This window comes from Acidovorax sp. FG27 (assembly GCF_040365715.1).
Lineage (GTDB): Bacteria > Pseudomonadota > Gammaproteobacteria > Burkholderiales > Burkholderiaceae_C > Paracidovorax.
Map to the genome: position 1 here is coordinate 449239 of NZ_BAABVY010000009.1, position 19811 is coordinate 469049.

Here is a 19811-nt window from a genome sequence, read left to right on the forward strand (position 1 = left end):
TCGTCGGGGCCTGCCGTCACAGCCGCTGCACGCGGTCCAGATCGGGCCGCCGCAGCCATTCGGCGAACTCATCCGCCAACTGCCGGGCGGCGGCAGTCGCGGCGCTCCAGGCGCGCACGCGGGCGGCCGTGTCGGTGCCGTAGTGCATGAAGTCGTTGCGGTCGGGCAGCTTGCCCAGCGGCAGGCCCGCGATCCACTCCGGGCTGGGCGAGAGCACGATCATGGAGTCGAGCGCGGGCGTGCTGCGGTGCCGCCAGCGCAGGTGCTTGTCGAGCCAGCCCGGCACCACGCTGGACTGGAAATGCGGGTAGAGCACCAGGGGCGCGCCATCTTCAGCACCAAAAAGGCCTCCAGCGCTTGATCTATCTGGGCTTGATGCTATTTTTTCTGTAGCATTGAGCGAACCACTCCCATACCGCAGGTGCAGGTGATAATCCGTGATGCCGCCATCCCAGTAGGCGCCGGGCGGCGCGCCCGGAATGTCCTGCACCGCCTGCAGAACGAAAGGGATCGAGCAGCTCGCCTGCAGTGCCGGCAGCAGGTTGGCGGCGGACAGGGCGACCTGCCGGGTCGGCAGGTCGCGCGCATCGAAGGGCAGCGCCGCCGGGCCGGGCCCCTCGCCGGTCGGGGACGAGAACACCACCCGCTGCAGCCACCACCCGAGCGCCCGCCGGTGCAGGGCGTTGCTGGCAAAGGCGGCGATGTAGCCCAGCGGGGTGGCGTAGCGGTGTTCCCGCGCCAGCACGTGCCGCCCGCGCGCGGTGACGATGTGCAGCCGCCAGCGTGGATGCGCCAGCACCTCGGCCTCGCGCCCTCCGAAGACGCCGCGCAGGGTCTGGCCGAAGCGCTCGCTGACGTGCGCGGCCGTGGGCCGGCGCGCGCCGGGCGGCACCTCGTAGGCCTGGTGAATGTATTCGTGCTCCAGCCGCTCGAAGGCGGCGAGCGGGTCCTGCCGCAGGCAGGCCGTGGCCATGCGCCAGGCGCCGATGGAGGCGCCCACCAGATGCACCGGGTGGCTCGATGCGGCCAGCCAGTCCCCGAACAGGAAGCGGTCGAGCGGCCCCAAGATCAAGCCCTTCGGCCCGCCGGCTGCTGCTGGAATCACGCCGACGTCGGCCGGGCGCAGGCCGCCTTGCTGGCGCAGCCGCCGCATCGCCGCCGGGCCGGCATGGATGCGGAGCGCTTTCACACCCAGTCGCCCGCGTCGGGGCGCACCGTCCAGTCGATCGGGTCCTGCTGCAGCACCATGTCGATGTCCAGCCCCAGCGCCACGCCGACCTCGTCGGGAAAGCTCACCGCCAGCTCCTTGTCGTCCATCTCGGCCTCGCCGGCGCGCATGCGCCAGGCCGAGAGGTGCAGCACGCCGGCCAGGGGCTCGTAGACGCCGTTGTCGAACGGCGCGCAGTGGTGCTGCAGCGCGTCGACCACCGTCGGCGGCAGCTGCCAGCGGCGGGCCATGCCCGCGCTGATGTGCGCGTAGCTGTAGCCCATCACGCGCTGCTCCATCCGCGCGCGGCGCAGCTCCAGCGGCGCGATCAGGGCGTTGATGGACTGGGCGCGGTCCGGATCGGCCAGGTGCAGCGTGAGTTCGCCCAGGGCATGCAGCAGGCCGGCGGTGTACGCCGCCAGCGGGTTCTGGTGGACGATCCCGGCGAGCGAGCGGGCCAGCTTGGCCGTGCGCAGGCTGTAGCGCCAGAACTGCTGCAGGTTGACCCCCGGCACCGAGCGCGACGTGGTGCCCAGCGGCGCCGAGGCCACCAGCGTGCGCAACTGCCGCACGCCCAGCAGGGCCAGGGCCTCCGGAATGCCGGCGATATGCCCCTGCGCACCGAACGCGGGCGAGTTGGCTTCTTCCAGCAGACGCGCCGCCATGGCCGGGTCGGTGCAGAACACCTGGTTCACCCGCCGCAGGTCGGGCTCGGGCGAGGCCAGCTCGCTCATCAAGAGCGCCACGGCACGGGGCTGGCTCGGCAGCGCGACGGGGACGGCCAGCAGTGCGTTCAACTCCATGGGTGCGGGGCGGGTGGAATGCCAGGTGGGCGGGATCGGGCGGTGGAGCGCCGATTATCCGAGCAAGCTGCCGCCGGCCGGGCGCGGCCCGCGGAATGGGCGGCAGCCGCTGCTCAGCGCTTGCCCTGCTGCAGCTTGGCGAAGGCCGAGGCCATGGCCGACTGCCCCGCCGGCTCGGCATGGCGGCGCGGCGCCTGCTGGTGCCCGCGGCCGGCGCCCTCGAAGCGGTTGTCCCGTGGGCCGTCGCGCCGCGGGGGCGCGGCGTCCAGCTTCATCGACAGGCCGATGCGCTTGCGCAGGACGTCGACCTCCATCACCTTCACCTTCACGATGTCGCCGGTCTTCACCACCTCCCGCGCATCGCTGACGAACTTGTGGCTGAGCTGGCTCACGTGCACCAGGCCGTCCTGGTGCACGCCCAGGTCGATGAACGCGCCGAACTGGGCCACGTTGCTCACCGTGCCCTCGAGCACCATGCCTTCCTTCAGGTCGCTGATGTCTTCCACGCCGTCGTTGAAGCGCGCCACCTTGAAGTCGGGGCGCGGGTCGCGGCCGGGCTTTTCCAGCTCGCCCAGGATGTCCTTGACGGTGATGACGCCGAACCTGTCGTTGGCGAAGAGTTCGGGCTTCAGGGTCTTGAGCATGTCCGCCCGGCCCATCAGCTCGGCCACCGGCTTGCCGGTCTTTTCCATGATCTGCTCGACCACCGGATAGGTCTCGGGGTGCACGCCGGTCATGTCCAGCGGGTTGTCGCCGCCCCGGATGCGCAGGAAGCCCGCGCTCTGCTCGAAGGTCTTGGCGCCCAGGCCGCTCACCTCCATCAGCTGCCGGCGGCTCCTGAACGCGCCGTTGGCCTCGCGCCAGCGCACCACGGCCTTGGCCACGCTGCCCGACAGGCCCGAGACGCGCGAGAGCAGCGGCACGCTGGCCGTGTTCAGGTCCACGCCGACCGAGTTCACGCAGTCTTCCACCACGGTGCCGAGGGTGCGCGCCAGCTCGCTCTGGTTCACGTCGTGCTGGTACTGGCCCACGCCGATGCTCTTGGGGTCGATCTTCACCAGCTCGGCCAGCGGGTCCTGAAGCCGCCGGGCGATGGACGCCGCGCCGCGCAGGCTCACGTCCACGTCGGGCATTTCCTGGCTGGCGTATTCGCTGGCCGAATAGACCGATGCGCCGGCCTCGCTCACCACCACCTTCTCGATCACACGCTCCGCCTTGGCGGCGAGTTTGATCAGGTCGGCGGCCAGCTTGTCGGTCTCGCGGCTGGCCGTGCCGTTGCCGATGGCGATCAGGTTCACGCCATGCTTGTCCGCCAGCTTGGCCAGCGTGTGCAGGGAGCCTTCCCAGTCGCGGCGCGGCTCGTGCGGATAGACGGTGGCCGTCTCGACCAGCTTGCCGGTGGCGTCCACCACCGCCACCTTCACGCCGGTGCGGATGCCCGGGTCCAGCCCCATCACCACGCGCGAGCCGGCCGGCGCGGCCAGCAGCAGGTCGCGCAGGTTGTCGGCAAAGACCTTGATGGCCACCTTCTCGGCCTCTTCCCGCAGGCGGGCGAACAGGTCGCGCTCGGTGGAGAGGCTGAGCTTCACGCGCCAGGTCCAGCCCACGCATTTGCGCAGCAGGTCGTCGGCGGCGCGGCCGGCATGGCTCCAGCCCAGGTGCAGGGCGATCTTGCCTTCGGCGATGCTGGGCTTGCCGGGCTCGGGCTCCACCGGCAGCACCAGTTTCGCTTCGAGAATTTCCAGCGCCCGGCCCCGGAACACCGCCAGCGCGCGGTGCGACGGCACCCGGCCGATGGGCTCGTCGTATTCGAAGTAGTCGCGGAACTTGGCGACCTCGGGGTCGGTCTCGTTCTTGCCATCGACCTTCTTGCTGCGCAGCAGGCCCTCGGCCCAGAGCCATTCGCGCAGCGACTGCACCAGCGCCGGATCCTCGGCCCAGCGCTCGGACAGGATGTCGCGCACGCCGTCCAGCACCGCGGGCACGGTGGAGAAGTCGGCGCCGGGCTTGCCGTCGTCCAGCACCTCGGGCGGGCGGGTGAAGGCCGCGGCCTCGGCGGCCGGGTTCAGCGTGGGGTCTGCGAAGAGCTTGTCGGCCAGCGGCTCGATGCCGAATTCGCGGGCGATCTGGCCCTTGGTGCGGCGCTTCTGCTTGAAGGGCAGGTAGATGTCTTCCAGCTCCTGCTTGGTCGGCGCGGCGGCTATTGAAGCGCGCAGCGCGTCTGTCAGCTTGCCCTGCTCGTCGATGGCCTTGAGCACGGCGGCGCGGCGGTCTTCCAGCTCGCGCAGGTAAGAAAGGCGCGCTTCCAGCTCGCGCAGCTGGATGTCGTCCAGCCCGCCGGTCACTTCCTTGCGATAGCGCGCGATGAACGGCACCGTGGCGCCACCGTCCAGCAACTCCACCGCCGAACGCACCTGTTGTTCACTGACCCTGATTTCTGCCGCCAACTGCCGGATGATCTGCTGCATGTTCTGCCGATGAATGAGACGAAAAACGAACCGGGCAGTTTGCCATAGCGCCTACGGCCGATTCGGCCTCGGCCGACACCGCCGCCCTGGCGCAACTGCAACGATGTGCAAACTACAACCCACTCCAGAAAGGCGCTCCATGCAACACAAGACTTTGCTCGCCATCGCCGCGTCGCTGTCGCTCCTGGCTGCCGCCGGCACCGCCAACGCCCAGGTCGGCAAGGCGGCTGCCGAGGCCAGCGACTCGGCGGAACACAAGATCGAACAAAAGCGTGCCGAGAACGAGGCCCAGAAGAGCGGCCCGGTCGGCAAGGCGGTGAACAACACCAAGGCCAGTTATCACAAGAAGCGCTCGGAACACTCTGCCAACAAGGCGAAGAAGTCGCTCAAGAACGCGGGTTGAGCGGCGGCCGGCGGCTTCACGCCGCCCTGCCCTCGCCCATCGGGCCGGATCGTTTCTAGAATGCGGGCGCGGCTCCCCTGGGGTCGCGCCCCATTTTCCTTTTCCAGATGACGCCCCTGCCCTTTCCCGTTCGCACCGAATGCCCGCCCGGCGCGTGCGTGTGCGGGCGGGACGCGCTGATCGCGCAGCCGGGCGGCGACGTGCGTATCCTGCGGCTCACCCGGGACGAAGAAAAGCGGCTGCTGCACCGGCTCGAGAACCTGGCCGACCTGGCAGACCTGCGCCGCATGGAGTCGCGCCTGTTCGAGCAACTGGGCGTGCGCCTGTCGATCGCCGCCGGCGCGAACGAAGTCCGCACCCTGCGCGGCATCACCATCCTCGTGCACGAGCAGCCGGGCCTGTGCCGCAAGACCCGCCAGGCCATTCCCGCCGCCATCAAGAAGAGCATGGACCAGCGGCCGCAGATTGCCTGGGACCTGCTGGACGAAGACGGACTGTTCGCAAGCGCGTGACCGCAACACCCCCGCCCGACGCTCCGCAGGACGATCTTTTCGGCGACTGGCCGGCCGCGCCGCCCGCGCCGACTGCCCCGGCCGTGCCCGAGGCGGCTGCCGAACCTGCCACCCCGCCCGCCCCGCGCCGATCGGCGGGCGTGCGGCCGGCCGAATGGGACGAAGCGCTGCACGCCCTGGGCGCGGCGCTGCCGCCCCGCGTGCGGCTGGGCACGTCGTCCTGGACCTATCCGGGCTGGAAGGGACTGGTCTGGGAAGGCGAGCACTCGCAGGCCCTGCTGTCCAAACAGGGCCTGGCGGTCTACGCGCAGCACCCCTTGCTGCGCACCGTCAGCATCGACCGCAGCTTCTATCGGCCGCTGACCGCCGAACAGTACGCCCGCTACGCCGGCCAGGTGCCGGCGGACTTCCGCTTCGTCGTCAAGGCGCCCAGCCTGGTGACCGATGCCCTGGTGCGCAGCGAGGACGGACGCGGCAAGCAGGCCAACAGCGCCTTCCTCAGCCCCGAGCTGGCACTGCAGGAATTCGTGCAGCCGGTGCTGGAGGGCCTGGGCGAGCGGGCCGGGGCCCTCGTGTTCCAGCTCAGCCCGCTGCCGCAGACGCTGCTGCACCGGCTCCCCGAGGTGCTGGATCGGCTGGGTGCGATGCTGCGCGCCCAGCCGCCGCTGCAGGCCACCGCCCCGGACGCGGTGCTGGCCGTGGAAGTGCGCGACCCCGAATGGCTGGCGCCCGAGGTGCTGCCCCGGCTGGCCGAGGTGCTGCGTGCCAGCCGCGCCACCTATTGCCTGGGCCTGCATGCCCGCATGCCCGCCCTCGAAGACCAGTTGCCGCTGCTGCGCCTGCTGTGGCCCGGCCCCCTGGTCTGCCGCTGGAACCTGAACCCGGTGCACGGCATGTATGGCTATGAAGACGCCGAAAAGCGCTATGAGCCGTTCGACCGCATCCACCACCCGGACCCTGACCTGCATGCCGGGCTGGCCCGCGTCATCGCCGGCACCACCGGGCGCGGGCAGAACGCGTACGTCACCGTGAGCAACCACGCGGAGGGCTGCGCGCCGCTCACCATTCGCACGCTGGCACAGCGGATCGTGGCTGAGGTCGAGTCGACCCTGAGCAACCCGCCCACCGGCTGAAGCATCAGTTGCGGGAGCGCCCCACCCGCAGCGAGCTGCACACGCCCGCCACACCCGCGCTGCCGGCGGCCAGCAGCATGGCGATGGATTCCGCCCGGCCGTCGTGCTGGTGCCAGACGGCGTAGATGCCGGCCAGCAGTACCGCGCCCAGGGTTTGGCCGGTCAGGCGCGCCGTGCCCAGCATGCCGCTGGCCGCCCCGCTGCGGTGCAGGGGCGCCGTGGTCACGATGGTGTGGTTGTTGGGCGACTGGAAGAGGGCAAAGCCCGCGCCGCACAGTGCCATGCGCCAGGCGATGTCGGCGCTGGCGGCATGCACGGGCAAAAACGCCAGGGCCAGCAGCCCGGCGGCGAAGATGGCCATGCCGGCGCCGCCCAGCGCGCCGTCGGCGTAGCGGCCGATGAGGCGGCCGGCCACCGGCGCGACCAGCACGATGGCCAGCGGCCAGACGGTGATGAGCAGGCCGGCCTCGATGTGCGAGCGGCCATGCACTTCCAGCAGCAAAAAGGGCAGCGCGAGGAAGGCGAGCATCTGCGCGCAGAAGGCGCTCACGGACGACCCCATGGAGAGCGCGAACACCGGAATGCGCAGCAGGTCGACCGGAAAGAGCGGCGCCTGCAGGCGCCACTGCCGCCGCAGGAAGATCGCGCCGACCGCCAGGCCGGCCGCCAGCAGCAGCCAGCCGGAGAGGCCCGCGCCGCCGGCCCCCTGGGCCGCATCGGCCCGCACGCCCAGGCGTTCGCCGCCGATGAAGATCAACGTGAACATGGCGATGTTGAGCACCACGTCCACCGCCGAGATGGGCGGGCCACCCGCCCCGGCCGAGTTGCGCGGGTTGCCCGGCAGCGCGCGCCGGCCTCGCCAGAGCGTGAAAGCGCCCAGCGGCAGGTTCAGCGCGAACAGCCAGGGCCAGGTGGCGACCGAGAGGATGGCGGCCGCGACCGAGGGCCCGGCCATGGTGGCGCCGGCCACCACCAGCGAATTGAGCGCCACGCCCCGCCCCAGCACCGACCGCGGGTAGATGAGCCGCACCAGCGCCGCGTTCACGCTCATGACACCCGCCGCGCCCGCGCCCTGCAGCGCTCGCGCCGCGATCAGCGCGGAGAGCGACGAAGCCACCATCGCGCCCACCGACGCCAGCACGAAGACCGCCATGCCGACCAGGTACACGCGCCGGTAGCCGAGCCGGTCGCCCAGCGCCGCCAGCGGCAGCAGCAGCACCAGCGCGGCGATCTGGTAGGCATTGACCACCCAGATGGCCTGCGAGGCGTTGGCGTTCAGCTCGCGGGCGATGCCGGGCAGGGCCAGGTTGACGATGCTGCTGTCGAGCACCGCCAGCGTCAGCCCCAGGATGATGACGAACATCGCCTGCGCGCGCGCCGGCTGCGGCAGGCCGTCGGGGGCTGAATGTTCTGGCGGGGGCATCGCCGTCAATGGACGGCCCCGCCCACGCGGTGCGCGCGCTTGCCGCCCAGCGTGATCCAGGTGAGCGCGAAGCCGACCAGCGCGCCGGACGTCATGCCGATGACCATCGGCAAGGGCTTGCCGGTGGCGAAGACGCCCACCACCCCCATCGCCGCAGCGCCCACCAGCATCTGCAGCGTGCCCAGCAGGGCCGACGCGGTGCCGGCGATGGCGCCATGCTCCTCCAGCGCCAGCACCGAGGTGGTCGGGATCACCAGCCCCATCGCGGCGCTGGCCAGGAAGTAAAGGCCCAGCAGCACCGCCAGCCGGTCGCCGCCCGCCGCGTAGTAGCCGAGCATGACGACCATGACGGCGGCGGCCACGGTGACCGCCGCCTTCACCACCCGCACCAGGCCGAAGCGCCGGCCCAGCCGGGCAGTGAACTGCGCGGCCGCGAAGAAGGCCGCCGCGTTGACCGAGAACGCCAGGCTGTACTGCACCGAAGACAGCCCGTAGTGGTTGATGAGCACGAAGGGCGAGCCGGCCAGATAGACGAAGAAGCCCGCCATGGAGCAGCCCCCGATCAGCACCAGGCCCAGGTAGTGGCCGTCGCGCAGCAGCACCCCGTAGGCGGCCAGCGCCCGGCCCCAGGAGGCCTCGGCGCCCCGCGCCCGGCGCTGCGGCGGCAGCGTCTCCTCGAGCGAGCGATGCACCAGGGCGAGGCCGGCCACCGCCGCCAGCGCCACGGCCCAGAACACGCCGCGCCAGCCGGCGAGCGCGATCACGCCGCTGCCCGCGAGCGGCGCCAGCAGCGGCGACACGCTGAACACCAGCATCAGCAGCGACATCAGCCGCGCGGCCTCGGTGCCGGTGTGCAGGTCGCGCACCACGGCGCGGGGAATGGCCATGCCAGCCGCCGCGCCCAGGCCCTGCATGAAGCGCAGCGCGATCAGCGTGTGGATGTCGGTGGCCAGGGCGCAGCCCACGCTGGTGACGGCGAACAGCGACAGCCCCACGTAGAGCGGCGGCTTGCGGCCCACCCGGTCGGACACGGGGCCGTAGATGAGCTGCCCCACGCCCAGCGCCACGAAGAAGGCCGTCAGGCTCCACTGCACGGCGCCCACGTCGGCGCGCAGGCTGGCGCCGATGTCGGGCAAGGCCGGCAGGTACATGTCGATGGCAAACGGGCCGATGGCCGAGAGCAGGCCCAGCACCAGCGCGAGCCCGACGAAATGGGGCATGGGCCCGGTGGCCGTGGTGATGGAGGCGGACTCGGAAGACACGGCGCCGTCGGTGGAAGCGGCGGGAACGGCGGAAGACGCGGAACGGGAGGAGGAAGGATCGGACGGAGAACGCATCCGGGCGATTGTCGCCAACCGCGCCGCCGCGCGCCTGCGTGGGGTCAAGACTGCAAGCATTTCAGGCCGCTGGCGCTTTATCCACCAGCGGGTATAGCTATCAAAACAATAGCATCGTGGATGCCGTTGCGCACCGGGCACCCCCCGGTCCGATCAGAAATACTTCAGCCAGGCAATGTCCTTGCGGCGGGCCTTGAACCGCCCGAACGCCCGCACCGGCCAGAACAGCGCCGCCGCCAGCGCCAGCGAGGCCAGCCAGATGGCGGCCACGCTGTCGAAACCGAAGTACGTCCCCTGGTTGGGCCCCCACACCGCCAGGGCCGCGAGGTAGAGGCACCTGAGCACGTACAGGTGCAGCAGGTAGAAGAACATGGGTGCGGCGCCGTACACCGTCAGCACCCGCACGAACGGGCCCCGGGGGTCGAGCCGCTCGAACCCGCCGAGCAGCAGCAGGCCGACACCCAGCGTCAGCGCCACATAGAGCAGCGAGGGCGGGTACTTGGTGACGTTGAAGAAACCCATCGCCGTGCGCAGCATGGATTCGCCCACCACCCATGGATGGTCGCCATACCCGTTCAGCGCGCGCAGCACCACGAAGCCCGCCAGCAGCGCGAGGCCCCAGCCCGCAAGGCGTCGCCGGCGCGCCGCCGGATCGGCGTGCGCCGCGAACCAGGGGCCGGCCGCATAGCCGAGCGCGATCACGCCGATCCATGGCAGCAGCGGGTACGAAGTGCGGATGCGCAGGGCCCCCTCGCCGCCCAGGGACAGCCAGCCCCGGTCGTGCAGCGCCGCCCAGGGCACATGCATCGCGTCGCCCGGCGGAAAGTGCAGCCCGTCGAGCAGGTTGTGGCCGGCCACGATGGCAACGCCCACCATCACCAGCGCCGGGCGCGGCAGCCACAGCAGACCGGCCAGCGCCAGCATGCTGAGGCCGATGACCCAGATCACCTGCAGATACAGCACCTGCGGCGGCAGCTGGAAGGTCCAGGCGAAGTTCACCAGCGTCAGCTCCAGCAGCACCAGGAACAGGCCCCGCTTGGCCAGGAAGGCCGCCGTGGCGGCGCGGCCGTCCGGCTGGCGGGCGCCGTAGAGGAAGGCCGAGAGCCCCGTGAGGAACACGAACACCGGCGCGCACAGGTGGGCCAGCAGCCGGTTGCCGAACAGCTCGGGCAGCGTGGTGGCCACCGCCATCGGATCGGCCACCTGGTGGTGCATGAAGAACGTCTCACGCACATGGTCCAGCAGCATGAAGACGATCACAAGGCCACGCAGCGCGTCGATGGACACGAGGCGCTGCGCGGACGGTGGAGGGCTGGAAGCGGGCAAGGCGGAAGACATGGCACAAAACGAGCAAGCGAGCGAGCGAACGGGCGGGCGGAAGCCCACTGGCCGGTGAATCGATGGGGACGAGATTGTGACGGCTGCCGCAGGGCCCCGCGCCCGGCGCCCCTCCGCGTGGGGGCTTGCGCGAGAATGCAGGCGCCATGCCCCGCACTGCCCCTCCCTTCTTCCCCGGCACTGCCGCCACACGGCTCGCGCTGGCCGCCGTTCTGGCCTTCGGCGGCCTCGTCGCCCGGGCCGCTGCCGAGGCCGGCGCGGCCGCAGCCAGGCCTTCACTGGCCGCATCCGCCGACGGCACCTATGTGCTGGACGAGCGCGCCCGGCTCGCCTGGCCCCGGTGCGTGGAGGGCATGCAATGGACGGGCCGCGCCTGCGCCGGCGAGCCACGCCTTTTCACCTACTCCGAGGCCCAGGCGCTGGCCCGGTCGCGCTGGCAGGCCGAGGGCGTGAACTGGCGCCTGCCGCGCGTGCCCGAGCTGCGCCGGCTGGTCGATCGCACGCGCCAGCCGCCCATCGTCGATCCCATCCTGTTCCCGGCCACGCCGATGCAGTGGCACTGGACGGGCACGGCCAGCGTGAACACCGCCACCGTGAACCCCTACAACTATGGCAACGTGGCGCGTGGCGGCAGCGGCGAAAGCGGGCTGCAGGCCCAGCAGGGCTGGGCCGTGGACATGGAAACCGGCGAGGCGCGCGGCAATGTCGGCAAGGGCACACGGCTGCCGGTCCGGCTCGTGCGGCCGCTGCCGTGAGCGTCGGCGCCGCCGCTCGCTTTTCCGAGCCCGCCGGTCGATACTGTCCGCCTCACCCTCCCACCCATCGGCAGGCCGTTCAAGCCTGATGCTCCATGCCCCTTACCAGCGCTCTCCAATCCGTTCTGGCCCCCGCGGGCGCCCTGCGTGCCGCGATCAACACCGGCAACCCCATCCTGGCGCGGCCCGCCGGTGACGGCGGCGCCGAAGGCGTCTCGGTCGATCTGGCGCGGCGCCTGGCCGACCAGCTGGACGTGCCCCTGCAGCTGTGCGTGTTCGATGCCGCCGGCAAGTCGGTCGAGGCGGTGACAGCCGAGCGGGCCGACTTCGGCTTCTTCGCGGTGGACCCGGTGCGGGGCGCGGGCATCGCGTTTTCGGCGCCCTATGTGCTGATCGAAGGCAGCTACCTGGTGCGCGAGGATTCCCCGCTGCGGGACAACGCCGAGGTGGATGCGCCCGGCCACCGCCTGGTGGTGGGCCGCGGGAGTGCCTACGACCTGCACCTCTCCCGCGAGATCCGCCATGCCGAGCTGGTGCGCGCGCCCACGTCGCCCGAGGTGGTGCCCACCTTCCTGGCCGAACGGGCCAACGTCGCGGCCGGCGTGCGCCAGCAGCTGCAGGCCGATGCGGCCCGCCACCCCGGGCTGCGCCTGCTGCCGGGCCGGTTCATGGTGATCCAGCAGGCCATGGGCGTGCCCAAGTCGCGGGGTTCGCAAGCCGCGCAGGCGCTCGCCGCGTTCGTGGAAGAGGCCAAGGCCAGCGGCTTCGTGGCCGAGGCGCTGGCGCGGCACGGCATCGCAGGCGCGTCGGTGGCGCCCCCGGCCGGTTGAACTCGGCGGCGGCCGAAGTCTGGCCACTTCGGCACCCGGCGGAGCACGGCGGCGGCCGTCAGTACGCAGACACGCGTTGACTGAGCTGCGCACCACGCGGCACTGCCCACCGGCCGCAGTTCGCGCCGCCATCGCACCGCTCGCGGCGCGGCAGACGCACCCCGTCGCAAGCGCGCGGCGGCCCGCGCTGGCAGCAGGCACATTGCGTGCACCAGCAAGTTGAGGCCGCCATGCAATTCACTCCGCTCATCGCCCTTCACGCGAGCGCTGCCTTCCTGGCCGTGCTTACCGGGCCGGTGGCCCTCTGGGCGCGCCATGGGCGCATCACCCGTCCGCGACTGCACCGGGTGTTCGGCCGTGCGTGGGTCATGCTCATGGTCATCACCGCCACATCGGCCCTCTTCATTCGCGACTTCGGCCTGCCCAACGTCGCAGGGTTCACCCCGATCCATCTGCTCATCGTGGTCACGGCGGCATACCTGTTCGCCGCGTTCCGGGCCCTGGCACGAGGCGACATCCCCCGGCACCGACGCTGCATGCAACGGCTCTACATCGGGGCCTGCATCGTCACCGGGCTTTTCACCCTGCTGCCCCAGCGGGCGATGGGTCAGTGGGTCTGGGGCACCTGGCTGGGCTGGCTGTAGGCGAGGACTCAGGCTCCGCGCAGTTGCGACCGCAGCTGCGCGCCGAGCTCCGGCTTGTCGGCGAAGGCATCGGTCGGGTTGCGCTGCTGCATCACGTCTTCCAGCCGGGTCTGCACGGGGCCCAGCGCCTTCGGGTGGCTGTAGATGTAGAACTGGTTGGCGGCGACGGCCTCGAACACCTTGGCCGCCACGTCGGCGGCCTGCACCTTGCCGCTGCTCACGGCCTTGCCGATCATGGCCTGGCCGATCAGCTGGCTCCGGGTGGGCTGCCCCGCCGCCAGCGCGCCGGGCCGGTTGCGTTCGCTGGCGTTGATGCCCGTCGCCACGAAGTACGGGCACAGCACGCTGGCGCCGATCTGGTCGCTGACCAGCGACAGGTCCTGGTAGAGCGTCTCGCTCAGGCTCACCACCGCGTGCTTGCTGACGTTGTAGATGCCCATGTTGGGCGGGTTCAGCAGGCCGGCCATGCTGGCGGTGTTGACGATGTGGCCGCGCCAGGTCGGGTCCTTCGCGGCGGCTTCCAGCATCATCGGCGTGAAGAGGCGCACGCCGTGCACCACGCCCCAGAGGTTCACGCCCAACACCCACTCCCAGTCGGCCACGCTGCTTTCCCACAGCAGGCCGCCCGAGCCCACGCCGGCGTTGTTGAAGACCAGGTGCGGCGCGCCGAAGCGCTCCTGCACGGCGGCGGCCAGCGCCTCCATCTGCGCCGCGTCCGACACGTCCACGCGCCGCGCCAGCACCTGGGCGCCGGCCGCCTGCAGCTCGGCGGCGGCGGCGTCCAGCGCGTTCTGCTGGACGTCAACCAGCACCAGGCGCATGCCGCGCCGGGCGCCGATGCGCGCGCACTCCAGCCCGAAGCCGGAACCCGCGCCGGTGATGACGGCGGTCTTGCCGTGGAAGTCTTCGATCATCTTTTGTCTCCTGCGTATGTTTTGCGTGAATCGGTCGGCGGGGTATGCCTCATCGCGGCGTAAGCCAGCAGACGCCGCGGGACTGGCTTCGCCAAACCGCTGGCGTCGTCCCCCTTCCCGGACCGCGCAGCGGAACGAGAGAAGGGGGAAGGCGCGCAGCGCCTCAGGGGGATCGCTTCAAGGCATAGCCGATGCGCGGGAAATGCACGTGCACCGTACCGGCGCGCGGGTCGGTGCGGCGCAGGGTGTAGCGGGTGCGGGTGGCGGCGACCAGCGTGCCAGGCGTGGGCTCGGGGCCGAAGGTCTCGGCCGTGATGGTGACCTCGCTGCCCAGCGCAATGCCGTGCTCGTCCTGGAAGACGTCGCCCACCAGCGGCAGCGGCTCGGAGCGGGCCGCCACCGCGATGGCGCTCTCGGCGTCGAACTTCTCCATGCGTCCATGGCCCAGCGCGGCGACGCGGTCCATCCACTCGGTGACGGCGGGCGTGGCCGTGAAGATGTCGGCCATGACCGGCACGCACTGGCGCGTGAACCAGAGCGGGTGGTAGGCGGCCAGGTCGGCCACGCAGGGCTCGGCGCCGAAGAGGAAGTCGTGCTCTTCGGCCATGTGGGCGATGCGGCGCAGGTACGAGCGGTAGGCCGCCGTCGCGTCGCGGGGGTCCAGCCGCTGCATGCCGCCGTTCATGGCGCGCCGGTCGGCCACGAAGGCCTGCTGCGCGGCCTGCGGCAGGTTGGCGAACAGCACGCTGGCGCCCCGGGGCTGCAGGTTGTAGGCCATGGCGGCCCAGAAGAGCGTGGTGTCGGCCCACTGCGCGAAGACCCGGGCCACGCCCTTCAGGTGCGGTGGGTGCAGCGGCGGCTCGGGCTGGGCGTGCTCCAGCACGTCGCAGATCAGCGCCGTGTCGCAATAGATGTCGGCCCCCACCTGCAGGAAGGGCGTGCGGCGGTAGCCGCCGGTGAGCGCGACCACGTCGGGCTTGGGTGCGACGCTGGGCACGATGACGGACTTCCAGGGCAGCTGCTTCATGCCCAGCGCGAGTCGGATCTTCTCGGAGAACGGCGACGAGGGGTAGTGGTGCAGGATCAGTTCGGTGGTCATGGGGACTCTCCTTTTCCTTGTGGCGCCCCGGCCTTCACGCGGGGGCACAGAGCATCTCGACGTGGGGAATGCCGTCTTCCAGGTACTCGGACGAGACGGTGGCGAAGCCGTGCTCGGCATAGAAGCGCTGCAGGTGCGCCTGCGCGCTGATGCGCACCGCCTGCCCGGGCCAGGCCTGCCGGCAGCGCGCCAGGCCCTCGGCCACCAGCGCCCGGCCGGCACCGGTGCCGCGCGCCTCGGGCGCCGCCACCACGCGGCCGATGGAGGGCTCGGGGTAGTTCACGCCCGGGTCCACCACCCGCAGGGTGGCCAGCAGCGGGCCGCCCGGCGCGGCACGGCCCAGCAGGTGCCAGGCGGTCTTGTCGGCGTCATCCGGGTCCTGGTAGGGCCCCTGCTCCAGGATGAACACGCGGCAGCGCAGCGCCAGGGCATCGTGCAGCGCGTGCACCCCCAGGTCGTCGAACCGGGCCCAGGTCCAATGCAATGGCGTCATTCAGACCAGCTTGACCAGTTGCTTGCCGAAGTTCCTGCCCTTGAGCAGGCCCAGGAAGGCCTCGGGCGCGGCGGCCAGCCCTTCGGCGATGGTCTCGCGCGGGCGCAGCTTGCCCGCGGCGACCAGCCCGCCCAGTTCCTTCAGCGCCTCGGGCCAGACTTCCATGTGTTCGCTGACGATGAAGCCCTGCACCTTCATGCGGTTGATGAGGATGAGCGCCGGGTTCTGCAGCGGCAGCGGCTGGCCGTCGTAGCCGGCGATCATGCCGCACACCGCCACGCGCGCGAAGGCGTTGGCGCGCAGCAGCACGGCGTCGAGGATGTAGCCGCCCACGTTCTCGAAGTAGCCGTCGATGCCGTTCGGGCAGGCTTCCTTCAGCGCCCTGGACATGGCCTTCAGGTCGCCATGTTCGCGGTGGTCGATGCACACGTCGAAGCCCAGCTCTTCAGTGGCGTAGCGGCACTTCTCGGGGCCGCCCGCGATGCCCACCACGCGGCAGCCGCGCGCCTTGGCCAGGGCCGCGAAGGCGCTGCCCACCGCGCCCGTGGCGGCGCTCACCACCACCGTCTCGCCCGCCTTGGGTTCGATGATCTTGACCAGGCCGTACCAGGCCGTCACGCCGGGCATGCCCACGGCGCCGAGATAGTGCGACAGGGGCACATGGGTGGTGTCGACCTTGCGCAGCATGCCGGGCGCATTGCCGTCGGCCACGCTGTACTCCTGCCAGCCGCCCATGCCGACCACCTTGTCGCCCACGGCGTACTTGGGGTGGCGGCTTTCCACCACCTCGCCCACCGTGCCGCCGATCATGGGTTCGCCCAGCGGCTGGCTGGCCGCGTAGCTCTTGCTTTCGTTCATGCGGCCGCGCATGTACGGGTCGAGGCTGAGATAGTGATGGCGCACCAGCACCTCGCCGTCCTTGAGCGCCGGGGTGTCGGTGGTGACGAGCTTGAAGTTGGCCGTGGTGGCTTCGCCCTGCGGGCGGTTGTCGAGCAGGACCTGTTGGTTGCGTGGCATGCGGAAGTCTCCTTTGCTATTGTTACGATAGCTGCATGCGCCGGTAAATCAAGCGCTGCAGCACGATTCGATGCATAAGTTGCAAGCCGTGGGGATGAAGCCCCGGCCTGCGCGGATCAGTCGGTGGACAGGGCCGCGCCTTCGGCGGGCGCCCGCTTCACGTACTTGAAGGTGCCGGTCGCATGGCTGCAGGCCCGCCCCTCGGCGTCGTAGACGGTGCCCTCGACGAAGGCGATGGAGCGGGTGCGATGCAGCAGGCGCCCCCTGGCCACCAGCGGCCCCACGGCCGGCTGCATGAAGCTCGTCTTCATCTCGATGGTGACCACGCCGAAGTCCGGCGTGACGCTGCGCGCCGCGGTGGCCAGGGTCACGTCCAGCAGCGCCATGGTCGCGCCGCCGTGCGTCACGGCGAAGGAATTGAGGTGCTCGGGCGCGGCCTCGTAGCGCAGCTCCGATTCGCCGTCCGCCATGCGGTGCAGGGTGAAACCCAGGTGGGTCACGAAGGGAATCTCGACACCGAAGCTGAGCGAAGGGAGGTCTTGGAGCATGGAGGCAGTCACAGGCGTTGAACGAAAGGCAGGTGCGGTGGTTGTACCGCAGTTCAGCCGCCCGTCACCACGCTCACCCCGCCATCCACCGCCATCCACTGGCCGGTGATGTGCTTGCCCGCGTCGCTGGCATAGAGCAGCGCGATGCCCTTCAGGTCTTCGTCGTCGCCCAGGCGGCGCAGCGGCGCATGCTGGGCCATCTTGTCTTCGCCCAGCGACTCGATCAGCACCGTGGCCATCTTGGTCTTGAAGAAGCCCGGGCAGATGGCGTTCACGGTGATGCCGTATTCGCCCCACTCCGCCGCCAGCGCGCGGGTGAAGTTGATGACCGCGCCCTTGGACGTGTTGTAGGCGATGGTCTTCATCGCCGAAGGGTTGCCCCCCAGCCCCGCGATGGAGGCCACGTTCAGGATGCGGCCGCGCCGGCGCGGGATCATGCTCTGCTTGGCGATGGCCTGCGACAGCAGGAAGTAGCCGCGTACGTTGAGGTTCATCACCTTGTCCCACGCGGCGGTGGGGTGGTCCTCGGCCGGCGCGCCCCAGCTGGCGCCGGCGTTGTTGACCAGGATGTCCACGTCGCCCAGGCGCTGCAGGGTTTCGGACGCCAGGCGCTGGATGTCGGCCTCCTGGCCGCAATCGGCCGCGACCCAGCGCGCGTCGATGCCGGCCGCCTGCAGCGTGGCGGTGGCCTCTTCCAGGTCGCCCGCCTTGCGCGAGGTGATCAGTACGCGGGCGCCGGCTTCGCCCAGGGCGTGGGCCATCTGCAGGCCCAGGCCGCGCGAGCCGCCGGTGACGAGGGCGGTCTTGCCCGAGAGGTCGAAGAGTTGCTGGACGGTGCGGGTCATGGCGATGGGTCTCCTTGGAATGGGGTCTGTGGCTGCGGATGCAAGGCAGGCTGCGGGGCATTGTGCGGCGCGACGGCGGCGCCAGCGTGTCGCGCCGTTGACCGGATCAGGGTCGGCGGGCCGGGCCCTGCCCGCAACCGGTCAGAACGCGTCTTCTGGCAGTGCCGCGCAGGTCGTGTCGCGCCGGCGCACCACGTTCAGCCAGGCGCCGATCTTGGACAGCTCGTAATGGAAGAAATAGCGCATGGCGCCCATCCTGCCTTGGCTCGCCGCTATCGAAAGCGCAGCATCGGTGCGCTGGGTGGCCAGCGCCAAATCCAGCCAGACCCAGGCCAGCACGGTGTGGCCGAAGGCCTGCATGTAGGGCACGGCATTGGCCAGCGCGTCGGCCGGCTCGCCGGTGGCCCAGGCCGCCTTGGTGGCCGCGCCGACCTCGCCCAGCGCGCCGGCCAGGGCATTGGCATGGGCCGCCAGCGCGGGCTGCTGGATGGCCTGCTGCACCGTGGCGTCGATGCGGCCGGCCAGCAGCATCAGGCCCCGGCCGCCTTCCATCAGCACCTTGCGGCCCAGCAGGTCCATGGCCTGGATGCCGTGCGTGCCTTCGTGGATCATGTTCAGGCGGTTGTCGCGCCAGTACTGCTCGACGGGGAAGTCGCGCGTGTAGCCGTAGCCGCCGTGGATCTGGATGGCGAGCGAGTTGGCCTCCAGGCACCATTCGCTGGGCCAGCTCTTGGCGATGGGCGTCAGCACCTCCAGCAGCAGGCGCGCTTCATCGGCCGCCTGGGCATCGCCCGTGTGCTGCTCGTCCACCAGCCGCGCGCAGTACAGGTTGAGCGCCAGCGCGCCTTCGCCGTAGCTCTTTTGCGCCAGCAGCATGCGCTTGATGTCGGCATGCTCGATCAGGCGCACCTGGGGCGCGGCGGCGTCCTTGCCGCCCTTCCCCACCGGCCTGCCCTGCGGGCGGCTCTTTGCATAGTCCAGGCTGGCGTAGTAGCCGGCGAGGCCCAGCATGGTGGCGGCCATGCCGATGCCGATACGCGCCTCGTTCATCATGTGGAACATGCATTTCAGCCCCTCGCCGGGCTGGCCGACGAGGTAGCCGATGGCGCCCGCGCCGCCGCGCACCGGGTAGGTGCCTTCGCCGAAATTCAGCAGCGTGTTGGTGGTGCCGCGCCAGCCCAGCTTGTGGTTCAGGCCCGCCAGCGCCACGTCGTTGCGCTCGCCGGTCAACTGGCCTCGTTCATCCACCAGTTGCTTGGGCACGATGAAGAGCGAGATGCCGCGCACGCCCGGCACCAGCTTGCCGTCCGGCCCGGGGATCTTGGCCAGCACCAGATGCACGATGTTCTCGGTCATCTCGTGGTCGCCCGAGCTGATCCACATCTTGTTGCCCGTGAGGCGGTAGCGGGCTCCGAGCGCATCGCCCGCGAAGCCCTCGCCATCGGGCACGGCGCGGGTCGCCACGTCGGACAGCGACGAGCCCGCCTGCGGCTCCGACAGGCACATGGTGCCGGCCCAGCGGCCGTCGAATTCGTTCTGCGCGAACACCTGCCTTTGCAGGGGCGTGCCGTGCGCCATCAGCAGGTTGGCATTGCCCGAGGTGAGCAGGTTGGAGCCGATGCTGACCGAGGCCGCCGCGAAGAAGCTGTTGGCCGCCGCCTCCACCGTGTAGGGCAGCTGCATGCCGCCGATGGCGTAGTCCTGCGCGGCGCTCAGCAGGCCCGATTCGGCATAGGCGCGGCGCGCATCGTGCGTGGCCTGCGGCAGCACCACGCGCAGCGTGCCGCCGGGCTGGGTTTCGGTGCGCGGCTCCTCGGTATCGACCAGGCGGTTGAAGGGCGCGAATTTCTCGCGGGCGATGCGCTCGCTGGTGTCCAGCACGGCGTCGAAGGTCTCACGCGCGTGGTCGGCGAAGCGTTCGCGGGCCGTGAGCGCTTCGGCCTGCAGCCAGTCGTGCAGCAGGAAGTCGAGGGTGGAGCGCAGTGAGGTGGTCATGCGGGAAATTATGGGGAGTGGGTGGCGTGCGGCATGTCCGCTGCGTG

The 19811-nt window shown here is 70.8% G+C and carries 20 protein-coding genes; 7 read left to right on the forward strand and 13 right to left on the reverse strand.

The annotated features are described in order from the left end of the window. Window positions 1-16: 16 nt before the first annotated feature. The 3 genes from ABWV53_RS09025 to ABWV53_RS09035 form a co-directional block, all read right to left on the reverse strand. Window positions 17-1189 carry a patatin-like phospholipase family protein gene (locus ABWV53_RS09025; RefSeq protein ID WP_353365053.1) on the reverse strand — a complete coding sequence of 391 codons (1173 nt, stop codon included), beginning with the start codon at window positions 1187-1189 and terminating at the stop codon, window positions 17-19. Beyond that, window positions 1186-2010, reverse strand: a complete 825-nt coding sequence (locus ABWV53_RS09030; RefSeq protein ID WP_353365055.1) for an HDOD domain-containing protein — start codon at window positions 2008-2010, stop codon at window positions 1186-1188. Before ABWV53_RS09030 ends, ABWV53_RS09025 begins: the two co-directional genes overlap by 4 nt. 113 nt (window positions 2011-2123) lie before the next feature. Continuing rightward, the gene (locus ABWV53_RS09035) at window positions 2124-4478 is read right to left on the reverse strand and encodes a Tex family protein (RefSeq protein WP_353365057.1); all 2355 of its coding nucleotides are present in this window, start codon (window positions 4476-4478) and stop codon (window positions 2124-2126) included. Window positions 4479-4617: 139 nt separating this feature from the next. Here ABWV53_RS09035 and ABWV53_RS09040 point away from each other — a divergent pair, with 139 nt between their 5' ends. The 3 genes from ABWV53_RS09040 (at window position 4618) to ABWV53_RS09050 (ending at window position 6526) form a co-directional block, all read left to right on the forward strand. Then, window positions 4618-4881, forward strand: a complete 264-nt coding sequence (locus ABWV53_RS09040; RefSeq protein WP_353365059.1) for a hypothetical protein — start codon at window positions 4618-4620, stop codon at window positions 4879-4881. A gap of 107 nt (window positions 4882-4988) precedes the next feature. Beyond that, window positions 4989-5393 carry a hypothetical protein gene (locus ABWV53_RS09045; RefSeq protein ID WP_353365061.1) on the forward strand — a complete coding sequence of 135 codons (405 nt, stop codon included), beginning with the start codon at window positions 4989-4991 and terminating at the stop codon, window positions 5391-5393. Next, window positions 5390-6526 (forward strand): DUF72 domain-containing protein, encoded by a 1137-nt coding sequence (locus ABWV53_RS09050; RefSeq protein WP_353365063.1) that lies wholly within the window; start codon window positions 5390-5392, stop codon window positions 6524-6526. The genes ABWV53_RS09045 and ABWV53_RS09050 overlap by 4 nt, the downstream gene beginning before the upstream one ends. Window positions 6527-6530: 4 nt before the next feature. Here ABWV53_RS09050 and ABWV53_RS09055 read toward each other — a convergent pair whose 3' ends face one another. Together ABWV53_RS09055 and ABWV53_RS09060 are read right to left on the reverse strand one after the other, a co-directional pair. Continuing rightward, window positions 6531-7949, reverse strand: a complete 1419-nt coding sequence (locus ABWV53_RS09055; RefSeq protein WP_353365065.1) for an MFS transporter — start codon at window positions 7947-7949, stop codon at window positions 6531-6533. Between the two features lie 5 nt (window positions 7950-7954). Further along, on the reverse strand, window positions 7955-9169 hold the full coding sequence (locus ABWV53_RS09060; protein ID WP_353365067.1) for a multidrug effflux MFS transporter: 1215 nt from the start codon (window positions 9167-9169) through the stop codon (window positions 7955-7957). Here ABWV53_RS09060 and ABWV53_RS09065 point away from each other — a divergent pair. Further along, window positions 9168-9383: a hypothetical protein gene (locus ABWV53_RS09065; RefSeq protein ID WP_353365069.1), complete on the forward strand. Its 216-nt coding sequence runs from the start codon at window positions 9168-9170 to the stop codon at window positions 9381-9383. The two genes, ABWV53_RS09060 and ABWV53_RS09065, sit on opposite strands and share 2 nt — an antisense overlap. Window positions 9384-9439: 56 nt before the next feature. Here the strand turns inward: ABWV53_RS09065 and ABWV53_RS09070 are convergent, their stop codons facing one another. Beyond that, the gene (locus ABWV53_RS09070) at window positions 9440-10624 is read right to left on the reverse strand and encodes an acetyltransferase domain-containing protein (protein WP_353365071.1); all 1185 of its coding nucleotides are present in this window, start codon (window positions 10622-10624) and stop codon (window positions 9440-9442) included. Window positions 10625-10770: 146 nt separating this feature from the next. Between ABWV53_RS09070 and ABWV53_RS09075 the strand changes: the two genes are divergently transcribed. The 3 genes from ABWV53_RS09075 (at window position 10771) to ABWV53_RS09085 (ending at window position 12853) form a co-directional block, all read left to right on the forward strand. Continuing rightward, window positions 10771-11379: an Lcl C-terminal domain-containing protein gene (locus ABWV53_RS09075; protein ID WP_353365073.1), complete on the forward strand. Its 609-nt coding sequence runs from the start codon at window positions 10771-10773 to the stop codon at window positions 11377-11379. Between the two features lie 95 nt (window positions 11380-11474). Then, window positions 11475-12209 carry an ABC transporter substrate-binding protein gene (locus ABWV53_RS09080; RefSeq protein WP_353365075.1) on the forward strand — a complete coding sequence of 245 codons (735 nt, stop codon included), beginning with the start codon at window positions 11475-11477 and terminating at the stop codon, window positions 12207-12209. A gap of 230 nt (window positions 12210-12439) precedes the next feature. Next, window positions 12440-12853: a DUF2306 domain-containing protein gene (locus ABWV53_RS09085; RefSeq protein WP_353365077.1), complete on the forward strand. Its 414-nt coding sequence runs from the start codon at window positions 12440-12442 to the stop codon at window positions 12851-12853. A gap of 8 nt (window positions 12854-12861) precedes the next feature. Here ABWV53_RS09085 and ABWV53_RS09090 read toward each other — a convergent pair whose 3' ends face one another. The 7 genes from ABWV53_RS09090 to ABWV53_RS09120 all read right to left on the reverse strand — a co-directional run bounded on the left by ABWV53_RS09090 (window position 12862) and on the right by ABWV53_RS09120 (window position 19764). Next, window positions 12862-13767: an SDR family oxidoreductase gene (locus tag ABWV53_RS09090; protein ID WP_353365079.1), complete on the reverse strand. Its 906-nt coding sequence runs from the start codon at window positions 13765-13767 to the stop codon at window positions 12862-12864. 163 nt (window positions 13768-13930) lie between these two features. Beyond that, window positions 13931-14866: a glutathione S-transferase family protein gene (locus ABWV53_RS09095; RefSeq protein ID WP_353365081.1), complete on the reverse strand. Its 936-nt coding sequence runs from the start codon at window positions 14864-14866 to the stop codon at window positions 13931-13933. 34 nt (window positions 14867-14900) lie between these two features. After that, entirely contained in the window at window positions 14901-15359 is a 459-nt protein-coding gene (locus ABWV53_RS09100; protein WP_353365083.1) for a GNAT family N-acetyltransferase, read from the reverse strand. Further along, window positions 15360-16376: an NADP-dependent oxidoreductase gene (locus tag ABWV53_RS09105; RefSeq protein WP_353365085.1), complete on the reverse strand. Its 1017-nt coding sequence runs from the start codon at window positions 16374-16376 to the stop codon at window positions 15360-15362. 116 nt (window positions 16377-16492) lie between these two features. Beyond that, a complete protein-coding gene (locus tag ABWV53_RS09110; RefSeq protein ID WP_353365087.1) occupies window positions 16493-16924 on the reverse strand; it encodes a PaaI family thioesterase in 432 nt (143 codons plus the stop codon). 53 nt (window positions 16925-16977) lie between these two features. Next, complete coding sequence (locus ABWV53_RS09115) at window positions 16978-17769, reverse strand: SDR family oxidoreductase (RefSeq protein ID WP_353365089.1); 792 nt, start codon at window positions 17767-17769, stop codon at window positions 16978-16980. A gap of 141 nt (window positions 17770-17910) precedes the next feature. Further along, window positions 17911-19764, reverse strand: a complete 1854-nt coding sequence (locus tag ABWV53_RS09120; RefSeq protein ID WP_353365091.1) for an acyl-CoA dehydrogenase — start codon at window positions 19762-19764, stop codon at window positions 17911-17913. Window positions 19765-19811 lie beyond the last annotated feature (47 nt).